Origin of the sequence: Micromonospora sp. NPDC049836 (assembly GCF_044465125.1) — a bacterium.
GTDB lineage: Bacteria > Actinomycetota > Actinomycetes > Mycobacteriales > Micromonosporaceae > Micromonospora.
The window spans coordinates 241,613-254,083 of record NZ_JBITLH010000004.1 but is presented as its reverse complement, the minus strand read 5'-3'; the positions used below and the strand labels follow the sequence as shown (position 1 = coordinate 254,083).

The following is a 12,471-nucleotide window of genomic DNA, read 5'->3' as shown; positions in this document are numbered from 1 at the left end:
GCCACGGAGGTAGGCGATGATGAGGTCCGCACCACCGGGACCGTCGGCGCAGGAAGCGGGCAGCGCGTGATCAGCATCCACACCCCACCCCGAGCCACCGACCTGGGCGATGTGCGGGTGGCCAACCGGGCCGTGGTCCTGCGGCACGTCCGCCTGCACGCCCCCTGCTCGCGGGCCGACATCGCGGCGCACACCGGCCTCAACAAGGCCACCGTCTCCAGCCTGGTCACCGAGCTGATCGACCGGCGGCTGCTGCGCGAGACCGGGCTGACCGAGAACCGGGTCGGCCGCCCGGCCACCATGCTCGTCCTCGACGGCGCGCCGTACGCCGGGCTCGGCCTGCAGATCGGCGCCGACGAGCTGGTGGTGGTCGCCGTCGACCTCGGCGGCAACCGGCTGCTCACCTGGCGGCGGGCCTTCGCCGCGCCGGCCGCCACCGCCGCGGAGACCGTGCAGGCGCTCGCCGCGCTGGCCCGCCGCGCGATCACCCGCATCGGCGGGCAGGGCCGCACCGTGCTCGGCCTCACCGTCGGCGTGCCCGGACTGGTCGACACCGACGACGCGGTGCCGCTGGCGCCCGCCCTGGGCTGGCGGGACGTGCCGCTCGCCGCCGAGCTGCGCCGCGCGCTGCGGCAGCCGGGCTTCACCGTGGCCGTCGACACCGACGCCAACCTCGCCGTGCTGGCCGAGCAGCGCCACGGCCGGTACGCCGGCACGGCCGACCTGATCCACCTGACCGGCGGGGTGGCGGTCGGCGCCGGCCTGGTCAGCGGCGGCCGGCTGCTGCGCGGTGGCCGGGGCTTCGCCGGCGAGATCGGGCACGTGCCGCTGGACCCGGCGGGGCCGGTCTGCGCGTGCGGTCGGCGCGGCTGCCTCGCCGCGCTCACCGGGGTGGACGCCGTGGTCCGCCGCCTGCTGCCCGACGCCGAGCAGGACGGGCCGGTCATCGACTACCTGCCGGAGCTCGACCGGATCCAGGCCCTGGCCCGCGGCGGTGACGACGCCGTGCTGGCCGGGCTGACCGAACTCGGCCGACAGCTCGGGCACGGCGTCTCCGTCCTGGCCAACCTGCTCGACCCGCGGGTGGTGGTGGTCGGCGGGCACTTCGCGGCCCTCGCGGAGTGGCTGCTGCCGGCCGCCCGCGCCGAGCTCGCCGCCCGCACGCTGGCCCCGGCCGAGGGCGGCTGCCGGCTGGAGGCGAGCAGCCTCGGCTCCGCCGCGACCGCGCTCGGCGGGGCGACCGCCGCACTGGCCACGGTGGAGGCGGGCCGGCTCCCGGCCGGCTGACCCGCCGAACCGCCCGGAGGTGGGCCGCTCCGACTGCCGTCGCCCCTCTTGACCGGGCGGCCCGGGGGTGCCAACCTCGGTAGCGCCGGCTCTGGCAAGGGCAGCCCGAGCGGCATCTTTTTCCGCGGTTGTCGAAGCGCTTCACCAGCGTCCGGGCCGACCACCGCTCCCGCCAGCACGCGCGCCGCCGCTCGTCGGCACGGTCGTCGAAGCGCTTCGACCCCGCCGGACGGCACCGCACGCCACGGAAGGCACCCCGCCCATGACCGACCGCACCCCCCACCGCCCGGACGACCTACTGGCCCGGCTCACCCTGCCGGAGAAGCTCGGCCTGCTGCACCAGTGGCAGGCGCCGGTGCCCCGGCTCGGCCTGCCCCCGTTCCGCACCGGCACCGAGGCGCTGCACGGCGTCGCCTGGCTCGGCCCGGCGACGGTCTTCCCGCAGGCGATCGGGCTGGCCGCGACCTGGAACCCCGAGCTGATCCGGGCGGTGGGCGCCGCCGTCGGCGACGAGGTCCGCGCCAAGCACCAGGCCGACCCGGACCGGGTGGGTCTGAACGTGTGGGCGCCCGTGGTCAACCCGCTGCGCGACCCGCGCTGGGGCCGCAACGAGGAGGGCTGGTCCGAGGACCCCTGGCTCACCGGCCGGCTGGCCACCGCGTACGCGCGAGGGCTGCGCGGCGAGCACCCGACCCGGCTGCGTACCGCGCCCACCCTCAAGCACTTCCTCGGCTACAACAACGAGACCGACCGGGCCACCACCTCCAGCGACCTGCCGCCCCGGGTGCTGCACGAGTACGAACTGCCCGCCTTCCGGGCCCCGCTCGAGGCCGGCGCCGCGGTGGCCGTGATGGCCTCCTACAACCGGGTCAACGGCATACCCGCGCACCTGAGCCCGCTCATCGAGGCCGAGCTGCGCGGCTTCGCCGACGGCGAGGTGCTGGTGGTCGGCGACGCCGGCGCGGTGGGCAACATCGCCGGCGTGCAGCGGCACCTGCCCGAGCACGTGGCGGGCTTCGCCGCCGCGCTGCGCGCCGGGATCGACAGCTTCACCGAGGACGACGCCGACTCCGGCCCCACCGTGCGGCGGCTGACCGACGCGCTGCACCGTGGCCTGATCAGCGAGTCCGACGTGGACCGCGCGGTCCGCCGCGTCCTCGGCCTGCGGTTGCGCCTGGGCGACCTCGACCCGCCCGGCGACGACCCGCACGCGGGCGTGCCGGCCGAGGTGGTGAACTGCGCGGCGCACCGGGAACTGGCCCGCGCGGCGGCCCGCCAGTCGGTGGTGCTGCTGCGCAACGACGGCCTGCTCCCCCTCTCCCCCGCCACGCCACCGCGGGTCGCGGTGCTCGGCCCGCTGGCCGACGCCGTGCACACCGACTGGTACTCCGGCACCCTGCCGTACGCGGTCAGCGCGTACGCCGGGCTGGCCGCGCGGCTGCCCGAGGTCAGCACCCACCCCGGCGCCGACCGCATCGCGCTGCGCCTCGGCCAGCGGTACGTGCGCTGCCCGGACGGGCCGGACGGTGGGCCGCTGGCGCTCGGTGACGAGCCCACCTGGTTCGACGTGTTCGACTGGGGACGCGACGTGGTGGCGCTGCGCGCGGTCGGCAACGGCCGGCACGTCGGCGCCGACGACAACGGCGTACTGGTCAACGACCGGTCCGGCCCGGGCGGCTGGGTGGTCCGGGAGACCTTCCGGTTCCAGCACCGCGCCGACGGCACCGCCCTGCTGCACCACCTGGCCACCGACCGGTACGTCACCGTCGACGCGGCGGGACGGCTCACCGTCACGGCCGACCGGGACAGCGCCGCGACGGTCGTCGCCGAACTGGTCGCCGACGGGCCCGCCGAGGCCGCCGCGCTGGCCGCCGCCGCCGACGTGGCCGTGGTCGTGCTCGGCAACCACCCGATGGTCAACGGCCGGGAGACCGAGGACCGGGCCGACCTGGCCCTGCCGGGCGGGCAGGAGGCGCTGCTGCGGGCGGTGCACGCCGCCAACCCGCGCACCGTGCTGGTGGTGACCAGCAGCTACCCGTACGCGGTGGGCTGGGCGCAGGAGCACCTGCCGGCGGTGCTGTGGTGCGCGCACGGCGGGCAGGAGCACGGCAACGGGCTGGCCGACGTGCTGCTCGGCGACGCCGACCCGGTGGGCCGGCTCACCCAGACCTGGTACGCCGACGCCGCCGACCTGCCCGACCTGCTCGACTACGACATCATCGGCGCGGACGCCACCTACCTGTACCACCGGGGTGAGCCGCTGTACCCGTTCGGGCACGGGTTGAGCTACGCCCGCTTCGACTACGCTCGGCTCCGCCCGGGCGCCGCCGCGGTGCGCGCCGGCGAGGAGGTCGAGGTGCACGTCGAGGTCACCAACACCGGCTCCCGTACCGGCACCGAGGTGGTGCAGCTCTACACCCGGCAGCGGCGCTCCCGGGTCAAGCAGCCGCTGCGGCAGTTGCGCGACGCCGCCCGGGTCACCCTCGCTCCGGGCGAGCGGGCCACCGTCACCCTGCGGCTGCGTACCGCCGAGCTGGCCTGGTGGGACGCCGACCGGCAGGCCATGGTGGTCGAGGACGCCACCCACTCGCTGCTGGTCGGCCGCTCGGCCCGGGACGTCCGGCTGGTCGGCGCGGTCACCGTGCACGGCGGCGCCGCGCCGGCCGGCGCGGTCACCGGTGACGGCCTCGGGGCGGCCCGATGAGCGGCCGCGCCGCCGGGGAGCAGGTCACCATCGCCGACGTGGCCCGGCACGCGGGCGTCGCGGCGAGCACCGTGTCGTACGTGCTCAGCGGCAAGCGGACCATCTCGGCGGGCACCCGGGACCGGGTGCTGGCCAGCGTGCGCGCCCTCGGCTACCACCCGAACGCCGGGGCCCGGGCACTGGCCAGCCGCAAGGCCAACGTGATCGCCCTGGTGCTGCCGCTGCGCACCGGGATGCAGGTGCCCGTGGTGATGCAGTTCGCCACCGCCGTGGTCACCACCGCCCGCGGCTACGACCACGACGTGCTGCTGGTGACCTCCGACGAGGGGCCCGCCGGGCTGCGCCGGATCGCCGGCAGCGCGCTGGTCGACGGGGTGCTGCTGATGGACGTCGAGCTGGAGGACTCCCGGGTGCCGCTGCTGCGGGACCTGGCGCTGCCCAGCGTGCTGATCGGCCACCCCACCGACCCGACCGGGCTGGCCTGTGTGGACCTGGACTTCCACCGGGCCGGGGAGGTCTGCGTGGAGCACCTGGCCGGCGCCGGGCACCGGCGGATCGCGTTGCTGGGCGCCCCGGGCGCCGTCTACGCGCGCGGCACCGGCTTCGCCCACCGCACCCGCGCCGGGGTGGTGGCGGCCGCCGCCCGGCTCGGCGTCGAGGCGGTCACGCTGCCGGTCGAGGAGGGCCCGGCGGCGGTCCGCCGGGACCTGGCGGAGCTGCTGGAGCGCCACCCGGACGTGTCCGCCCTGGTGGTGCAGAACGAGTCGGCGGTCGCGCCGGTCCTGGCCACCCTGCCGCTGCTGGGCCGCCGGGTGCCGCAGGACGTGTCGGTGGTGGCGATCTGCCCCGACCAGTTCGCCGAGCAGTCCGGGCTCACCTGCGTGCCGGTGCCGGCCGAGGAGGTGGGCCGGCAGGCGGTGACCCTGCTGATGCGGCGGCTGCGGGAGGAGCCCGTACCGCGGGTGACGCTGCTGGAACCGCGGCTGACCGTGCGGGACAGCACGGCCCCGGCCGGCCGGTGACGGCCGGCGCTCAGAGGTTGTCGGGCTGGCCCAGCGCCGGGTGGCGCTCGCCGGGCGTGGCGTGCCAGGCGGTCTGCTCCGGGCGCAGCGCCGTGGTGATCCGCAGCCGGGACCAGTCGTCCAGCTCCGGCAGCTGATCGGGGGCGAACCAGCCGACGGCGAGGGACTCGTCGCCGTCCGGGGTGGCGGTGCCGCCGACCGCCCGGCAGCGGAACCAGACGTTGAGGTATTCGCAGGCGTCGCCGTTGGGGTAGACGACCGGGTGGGTGGCCACCCCGGCGACCCGCTCGATCTCGATCCGGATGCCGGTCTCCTCGTGGACCTCGCGGACCAGCGCGTCGGCCGGCTGCTCGCCGGGGTCGACCGTGCCGGCCGGTACGGACCAGCGGCCGTTGTCGCCGCGTCGGGCCAGCAGCACCTGTCCGGCGTCGTCGGTCACCACGGCGCTGACGCCGTAGAGCAGGAGCAGCTCGGGTCCGATGTGCTGGCGCATCCGGGCGATGTAGGGCGACAGGGGCATGGCGGCACCCTACCGGCGGGCCTCCCGGTGCCGGGACACCATGCCGGCGGCCAGCGGCGCGCCGTCCAGGTCGCCGGCGGCGATCCGTCCGGCCACGGTACGGCGTACCAGCCGGTCGGCGAGGGCGGGCGCGTGCCGGGCCAGGGCCAGCTCGACGCGTCCCCGCCCGGTGGTGGCGACGTCGCGGGGCGCGCGGCGGGCGGTGGCGGCGTGCAGGATCGCGGCCACCACGCCCTCGACCGGTTCCGGCCGGGACACCCCGTTCAGGGACAGTCCCGCCTCGACGGTGCTGTCGTGGATCGGTGAGGCGACCATGCTCGGGTAGACGACGCTGACCCCGACGTGCGTGCCGACCTCGTGGCGCAGCGCGTCGGCGTACGCGACCAGGGCGCGCTTGCTGACCCCGTAGGCGGCGGCCAGCGGCAGCGGCAGCACGGCCATCCGGCTGGCCACGAAGACCACCCGGCCGCGGTCGGCCACCAGGGCGGGCAGTGCCGCCGCGGTGGTCCGCCAGGCGGCGAGCAGGTTGACCTCGAGCTGCTGCCGGACCACCTCGTCGGGCGGCAGCTCGGCCGGCGCGGGGCCGCCCACCCCGGCGTTGTTGACCAGCAGGTCCAGCCCGCCGAGCCGGTCGACGGCGGCGGCCACCGCCGGCGGCACGGCGGCCGGGTCGGTCAGGTCGCAGCCGAGCACCGGCACCTCGGCGTCCTGGTCCGGGTGCAGGTCGAGCCCGACCACCCGGGCGCCGGCGCCGGTCAGCGCGGCGCTCAGGTGTCGGCCGAACGTGCCCCGCGCGCCGGTGACCAGCACCCGGCGGCCGGCCAGCCCGCTCATGCCGGCACCTGCGCCCGGCGGCGCCCGGCGGCCAGTTCCCGCCCCAGCTCGGCCAGGTACGCGTCGAAGTCCACCCGCATGTGCGGGCGGCGCTGGCCCCAGCGGGCGGTGGCGGCGCGCAGTTCGGCGCGGCAGGCGGCCGCCTGCCGGTCCCGGTCCGGTGGCGTCCAGGTGCCGGCGAGCCGTCCGGCGACCAGCCGCGCCTGCGCTTCGACCAGCGGGAACGCCGAGCCGGTGGACTGCATCAACCCGACGAAGGCCAGGCCGGGGGCGTCGAGGTGGAACACGTGCCGGTACAGCGGCAGCCGGTCGGCGCCGTCGCCGAGCAGCTCGGGGGCGAGCAAGGGGATCTCCACCCGGTAGCCGGTGCACCAGACCACCAGGTCGATCTCGTCGGTGCGCCCGTCGGTGAACTCGACCCGGTTGCCGGCGAAGCGGGCGATGCCGGGGCGGGCCTCGACGTCACCGTGGGTGAGCCGGGACAGCAGCCCGTCGGAGAGGGTCGGGTGGTCCTGGAGGAAACCGTGGGCGGGGTCGGGCAGCCCGTACCGGCCGGGTCGGCCCACCGTCGCGGTGATCATCGCCTGGCTGATCCGCTGGCGCACCCGCCAGGGCAGCCGGCGGGCCAGCGCCCCGTTGAGGGTGTCCGAGGGGCGGCCCAGCAGGTACTTGGGCACCACCCAGACGCCGCGGCGCAGCGACAGCAGGGTGCGGGTGGCCGCGTACGAGGCGTCCACGGCGATGTCCATGGCGGAGTTCCCGCCGCCGACGACCAGCACCCGCCGCCCGGCGAGCTGTTCGGGTCCGCGGTAGTCGTGGCTGTGCAGTTGCTCGGCGGTGCACTCGCCCGGGTACGCCGCCGGCAGCCGGGGCACCCGGTTGTGCCCGTTGGCCACCACCACGGCCGGCACGTCGACGCGGACCGGCCCGTCCGGTCCGGTGGCGTGCACGGTCCAGCCGCCGTCGACCCGCTCGACCCGGTGCACGGTGTGCCGCAGCCGCACCGCCTCGCGCAGCCCGAACCGGTCGGCGTAGTCGGCCAGGTAGCCGGCGACCCGGCGGTGGTCGGGGTAGTCGGGCCAGTGCGCGGGCATCGGGTGGTCGGCGAACTCGGTGCGGCCCCGGCTGGTGTTCAGGTGCAGCGTCCGGTACGCGGGCGAGTCGGGCGCGCCGTACACCCAGAGGCCGCCGACGGTGTCGGCGCTGTCGAACGCGACGGCCGGTACCCCGGCGTCGGCGAGGGCCTTGAGGGTGGCCAGCCCGGCCGCGCCGGCGCCGACCACCGCGACCGTGGGTGCTGCCGTCATGCCCGCCTCCTTAATCCAACGCCCGATGGATAATCCCCGGCGCGGCGACCGGCGTCAAGGGGTGGCCGGCGGGTACAGCCCGTCGAGCAGGCGGTGCACGAACGCCCGGAACTCCCGCCGCTCCCGGGCCCCGGAGCCACCGCCGGCGGCGAGCGCCACCACGTGCCCGTGCACCGCCCAGACCAGGCTGCGCACCGTGACGTGCGGGGTGGGCTCGACCAGCGCCCCGCCGGCCGCCGCCGCGGCCAGCAGCCGCTCGACCAGCGTGTAGAGCGGCTCGGCGTAGCGCTGGTCCAGCTCGGCGTGCCGCTGCGGCTCCAGCCAGCGGCGCAGCCACAGCGCGGTGGTCTCCGGCCGGTCCTCCAGGAAGTCCACGAACACGTCCACCAGGTCGTGCAGGGCCCGCAGCGCCCGGGCCGGCCCGGCGGCCAGAGCGGCCCGGGCCCGCTCGCCGGCGGCCTCGACGACCTGCCGCTCGGCGGCGAAGACGCGGGCGAAGCAGGCGTCGTAGAGCTGTCCCTTCGTACCGGTGTGGTGGGCGACCGTGGCCACGTCGACGCCCGCCGCGGCGGCGACGTCGCGCAGGCTGACCGCGTCGAAGCCGCGCTCGGCGAAGAGCGCGGTGGCGGCGGCGAGCACCAGGTCGCGGGTGGGTCGCTGGTCGTCGCGGCGCGGCCGGCCCGGCCGCCGTCGGGGCATGGTCATCCCGCCATTGTTCCCCCTACAATCCATCATCCGTTGGATTGGGTGGGGCGTGTGCCCGGGGAGGACACCGACATGACCGGGCTCGACCAGCGGCACGCCGCCGCGACCCTGCCCCGCGGGCCGCTCGCCGGCTTCGCCACCGGCTCGCTCGGCATGGGCGTCTGGCTCACCGTACCCGGCCTGCTGCTGCTCTACTTCCTCACCGACATCCTCGGGGTGGCCCCGTGGCTGGCCGGGCTGACCCTGCTGCTGCCCAAGATCGCCGACGTGCTGCTGCACCCGTGGATCGGGCACCGCTGCGACGTCGAGCAGGCCCGCCGCGGCCACCGGCGACGCCTGCTGCTGGCCGGCTGCGCACTGCCGCTGGCCTTCGCCGCGCTCTTCGCGGTGCCCGGCGGCCTCACCGGCGCGCCCGCCGCGGCCTGGGTGGCGGTGCTGTTCATCGCCGGCAACCTGCTGTTCGCCGCCTACCAGGTGCCCTATCTGGCCACCCCGGCGGACCTGCGGATCGGCTACCACGAACGCACCCGGCTGATGGCCTTCCGGATGGTGGTGCTCACCGTCGGCATCCTCGCCTCCGGGCTGCTGGCGCCGCTGCTGACCGGCGGGGACACCGCCAGCCGCGCCGGCTACCTGCGGATGGGGGTGGTGCTGGCGGCCGGGATGCTGGTCGCCATGCTGGTCGGCGTCGGCGGGATCGGCCGGCTGCGGCGCACCGCCGCGGCCCCGGCCGCCCCGCACGCGCCCGGCGGCTGGCCGGCGCTGGCGGCGAGCCTGCGCGACCGGCAGTTCCGCTGGCTGGTCGCCGCCTACCTGGCCATGTCCACCACCACCCACCTGGTGCTCGCCGGGACGCCCTACTACGCCGAGTACGAGCTGGGCCGCCCGACCCTGACCACGGTGCTGATGGCCGCGTTCCTGGCGCCCGCGCTGCTGGTCACCCCCGCCTGGCTCGTGGTGGCCGGCCGGATCGGCAAGCAGCGGGCGTTGCTGGCCGCGCAGTCGGTCTTCGCGGTCGGCTCGCTGGTGCTCGCCGTCGGCCGGCCGGCCGGGCTGCCCGTGCTGGTCGCCGTGGTGGCGGTGCTCGGGGTGGCCTTCGCCGGCATGCAACTGCTGCCGTTCTCGATGCTGCCCGACGTGATCCGGGCCGCCGGCGGCGACCGGGCCGGCACGTACACCGGGGTGTGGACGGCCGTCGACGCCACCGGCGGCGCCCTCGGCGCGTACGCCTACGCGCTCTGCCTGGCCGCCGGCGGGTTCGTCGCCTCCACCGCCGGGCAGACGGTGATCCAGTCGCCGGCCGCGCTGGCCGCCATCCGGTACGGCTTCGGCCTGCTGCCCGCCGCGCTGATGGTGCTGGCGGTGCTGCTGCAACGCCGCTACACACTGGACTCGGCGGCCCGCGCCGACGCCGACCGGACGGCACACGCCGACGCCGGCGCGGCGGCCGCCGGCTGACCGGGCGGCACCCGCGCACCGCCGCGACGGCCCGGGACAACTAGACTTCGCCGCCGATGGACGCCCAGCCCGCCCCCGAGACCCGTCCCTGCGCCCACTGCGGACGGGAGGTGCCGCAGCGCCCCGGCGCCGGCCGGCCGTTCCGCTACTGCCGGGACAACGACGGTGCCTGCCAGCGGGCCTCGCGCAACTCGCGGATGCGCCACCGCAACGCCCCGGGCCTGCCCGGGCAGGTGGCCCGCACCTGGGAGGCGGTGGACCGGCTCGACCAGATCGTGGCGACGCTCACCGAGGCGCTGCACGCCGAACTCTCCCCCGCCGGCGTGGAGCGGCAGCTCGCCGAGGTCCGCGCCGAGACCGCCGCCCAGGTCGCCGCCGCGCACACCGAACGCGACGAGGCCCGCCGCGACGCCGAGGACGCCGCCGCGAGCGCCGCCCGGACCCGGCAGGACGCCCAGACGGCCCGCGCCGAGCGCGACGCCGCCGCCGAGCGGGCCGAGCGCGCGGAGGCGTCGGCCACCGCGGCCGTCGACCGGGCGGCCCGCGCCGAGGCCGCCCGGGACGAGGCCCGCGCCGAGGCCGGTGCCGCGCAGGCGCTGCGGGCGCAGGCCGAGCGGGACCGGGACGCGGCCCGCCACGAGCTGCGTACCGGGCGGGCGGAACTGGAGGGCGAGCGCCGGCGCGCCGCCGACCTGACCGCCGAGCGGGACGCCGCCCGCGGCGACGCCGAACGGGCCACCCGCTCGGCCGCCGAGGCCGTGGAGCGCGCCGAGCGGTGGCGGGCCGAGGCCGACCGGGCCCGCGACCACGCCGAGGCCGCCCGGACGGCGGCCGAGCAGGCCCGCGCGGAGGCCGCCGGGGCCCGGCGGGCCGGCGCGGAGGCCCGAACCGCGCGGGACCGGGCCGAGGCCGACCGCGCGGCCGCGGTCGCCGCCGTCGCCGCCACCCGCGAGGAGTTGGCGGCACGCGCCGCTGAGCGGGACACGCTCGCCGCCGACCTGACCGCCGCGCGGCAGGCCACCGCCACCGTCGAGGCCCGGCTGGCCGAGCTGACGGTACGGCTGACCGCCGCCGAAGCCGACCGCGACGCCGCCCAGCGGCGGGCCGCGCAGCTCGCCGACCAGGTCAGCGACCTGGCCACCGCCCTGGCCCGGCTCGGCTCCCACCCCAGCGGGCCCACCTAGGCCGGTGGCCGGGCATCGGCGGGACCACCGCCTCGGGGGCGCCGACGGGGTGGCTGCGGCCCCCGCCGTCGACGGCTCAACCCGCGGGACTGCGCTGCTCGTGTTCGACGATCGTGATGATGCCGCTCGGCTGGTTGAGCGCCGCGACGGTGCGTGCGGCGGCGGCGTCGACGTGAATGCGCGGGGCACCCGGCGGCGCGTCGGGGTAGAAGGTGCCGGGGCCGTAGAACTGGCCGTAGCGCAACACGACCCCGCCGAAACCGAGGACGGCGTCCTCCAGGGTCTGCACGGCGGCGGCGCCGTCCCCGGGCGGTAGCGCCCAGGCGATGCTCTGGGCGAGAAGCCGGGAACACCCGCTCGCGATCGCCGCGTCGATGAGGTTGCGCGTCCCCTCGACCCGGATACGGGCGTTTCCGGCGCGTCGGGCCGGCAACTCCTCGGCGGTGTCGGGCAGATCCGTGAGCTCGTGCAGCAGCAGGTCGGGCCGGAACCTCTCGACAGCGGACGTGAGGGCACCGGCGTCGTACACGTCGCACACGACCGGTTCGGCGCCGAGGGACCGGACCAGCTCGGCCTTCCCGGGGGTGCGGGTCATCCCGGCGACGGTGTGTCCGGCCCGCGTGAGCAGGGGCAGAATGCGGGCGCCGAGCACGCCGGTCGCACCGGCGACGAAGACCCGTACGGGCGGGACCGCCGCGGTGAGATCAGCGGGCCGGTCGGCGATCCTGCCGCGTGGTGCGTCCTGCATGCACCAGAACCTACTCGTGCGCCCGGCTCAGGAGATGCCCCGGCACCGGCCACTACCTGGGACGGGGCAGCGCCAGCAGCCGATCCCGGAGGATGATCAAGGCGTGGGCAAGACGTATGAGCGAATCGACGGCCGGCTGCGGACCTTCATCGAGGCGCAGCCGATGTTCTTCACCGCCACCGCCCCGCTCGCCGGCGACGGCACGGTCAACCTCTCCCCCAAGGGCCTGCGCGGCTGCTTCGCGGTCCTCGACGAGCACACCGTCGCCTACCTGGACTTCGCCGGCAGCAACGCCGAGACCATCGCGCACCTGCGGGAGAACGGCCGGATCACGCTGATGTGGTGCGCGTTCGACGGCCCGCCGAACATCGTGCGGGTGCACGGGCGCGGCGAGCCGGTGTTCCGCGACGATCCCCGCTGGCCGGCGCTGCTGGCGCACTTCGCCATCGACCCGAGCGAGCACGGCCTGCGGGCGATCATCCTGGTGCGCGCCGAGCTGATCCGCGACACCTGCGGGTACGCGGTGCCGCTGATGACCTACCAGGCCGACCGGGACCTGCACGGGCGGCGCTTCGCCCGGGAGGACGACGCGTCGCTGAGCGCCTACTTCGCCGGCAAGGAGCACGTGGCGAGCAGCATCGACGGGCTGCCCGGCCTGCCGCTGCCGCTGCCGCCGGCCCCGGCCGCCTGATGGCCGCACCG

The 12,471-nt window shown here is 77.1% G+C and carries 11 protein-coding genes; 6 read left to right on the top strand and 5 right to left on the bottom strand.

Going from position 1 to position 12,471, the window contains the following annotated elements; translation table 11 throughout:
- The first annotated feature begins 66 nt into the window (after positions 1–66).
- The 3 genes from ACIBPB_RS12840 (at position 67) to ACIBPB_RS12830 (ending at position 5,013) form a co-directional block, all read left to right on the top strand.
- Positions 67–1,287 (top strand): ROK family protein, encoded by a 1,221-nt coding sequence (locus tag ACIBPB_RS12840; RefSeq protein ID WP_396839750.1) that lies wholly within the window; start codon positions 67–69, stop codon positions 1,285–1,287.
- Positions 1,288–1,549: 262 nt separating this feature from the next.
- On the top strand, positions 1,550–3,991 hold the full coding sequence (locus ACIBPB_RS12835) for a beta-glucosidase (RefSeq protein WP_396839749.1): 2,442 nt from the start codon (positions 1,550–1,552) through the stop codon (positions 3,989–3,991).
- Positions 3,988–5,013, top strand: coding sequence for a LacI family DNA-binding transcriptional regulator (locus ACIBPB_RS12830; RefSeq protein ID WP_396839748.1), 1,026 nt, complete (start codon positions 3,988–3,990; stop codon positions 5,011–5,013). Before ACIBPB_RS12835 ends, ACIBPB_RS12830 begins: the two co-directional genes overlap by 4 nt.
- A gap of 10 nt (positions 5,014–5,023) precedes the next feature.
- Here ACIBPB_RS12830 and ACIBPB_RS12825 read toward each other — a convergent pair whose 3' ends face one another.
- From ACIBPB_RS12825 to ACIBPB_RS12810, 4 genes are read right to left on the bottom strand one after another with little or no spacing between them, the layout of a single operon-like run.
- Complete coding sequence (locus ACIBPB_RS12825; protein WP_396839747.1) at positions 5,024–5,533, bottom strand: NUDIX hydrolase; 510 nt, start codon at positions 5,531–5,533, stop codon at positions 5,024–5,026.
- 9 nt (positions 5,534–5,542) lie between these two features.
- Positions 5,543–6,367, bottom strand: a complete 825-nt coding sequence (locus tag ACIBPB_RS12820; protein ID WP_396839745.1) for an SDR family NAD(P)-dependent oxidoreductase — start codon at positions 6,365–6,367, stop codon at positions 5,543–5,545.
- Entirely contained in the window at positions 6,364–7,674 is a 1,311-nt protein-coding gene (locus ACIBPB_RS12815; RefSeq protein ID WP_396839744.1) for a flavin-containing monooxygenase, read from the bottom strand. The genes ACIBPB_RS12820 and ACIBPB_RS12815 overlap by 4 nt, the downstream gene beginning before the upstream one ends.
- Before the next feature lie 54 nt (positions 7,675–7,728).
- Complete coding sequence (locus tag ACIBPB_RS12810; RefSeq protein ID WP_396840097.1) at positions 7,729–8,373, bottom strand: TetR/AcrR family transcriptional regulator; 645 nt, start codon at positions 8,371–8,373, stop codon at positions 7,729–7,731.
- A gap of 78 nt (positions 8,374–8,451) precedes the next feature.
- On the opposite strand from ACIBPB_RS12810, the gene ACIBPB_RS12805 reads away from it, so the two are divergent.
- Together ACIBPB_RS12805 and ACIBPB_RS12800 are read left to right on the top strand one after the other, a co-directional pair.
- Positions 8,452–9,837 (top strand): MFS transporter, encoded by a 1,386-nt coding sequence (locus ACIBPB_RS12805; RefSeq protein WP_396839743.1) that lies wholly within the window; start codon positions 8,452–8,454, stop codon positions 9,835–9,837.
- A 56-nt stretch (positions 9,838–9,893) separates the two neighbouring features.
- Positions 9,894–11,021 (top strand): hypothetical protein, encoded by a 1,128-nt coding sequence (locus ACIBPB_RS12800; protein ID WP_396839742.1) that lies wholly within the window; start codon positions 9,894–9,896, stop codon positions 11,019–11,021.
- Positions 11,022–11,097: 76 nt separating this feature from the next.
- Here the strand turns inward: ACIBPB_RS12800 and ACIBPB_RS12795 are convergent, their stop codons facing one another.
- Positions 11,098–11,769, bottom strand: coding sequence for an NAD-dependent epimerase/dehydratase family protein (locus ACIBPB_RS12795; protein WP_396839741.1), 672 nt, complete (start codon positions 11,767–11,769; stop codon positions 11,098–11,100).
- Positions 11,770–11,872: 103 nt separating this feature from the next.
- Between ACIBPB_RS12795 and ACIBPB_RS12790 the strand changes: the two genes are divergently transcribed.
- The gene (locus ACIBPB_RS12790; protein ID WP_396839740.1) at positions 11,873–12,460 is read left to right on the top strand and encodes a pyridoxamine 5'-phosphate oxidase family protein; all 588 of its coding nucleotides are present in this window, start codon (positions 11,873–11,875) and stop codon (positions 12,458–12,460) included.
- The last annotated feature ends 11 nt before the right edge of the window (positions 12,461–12,471 follow it).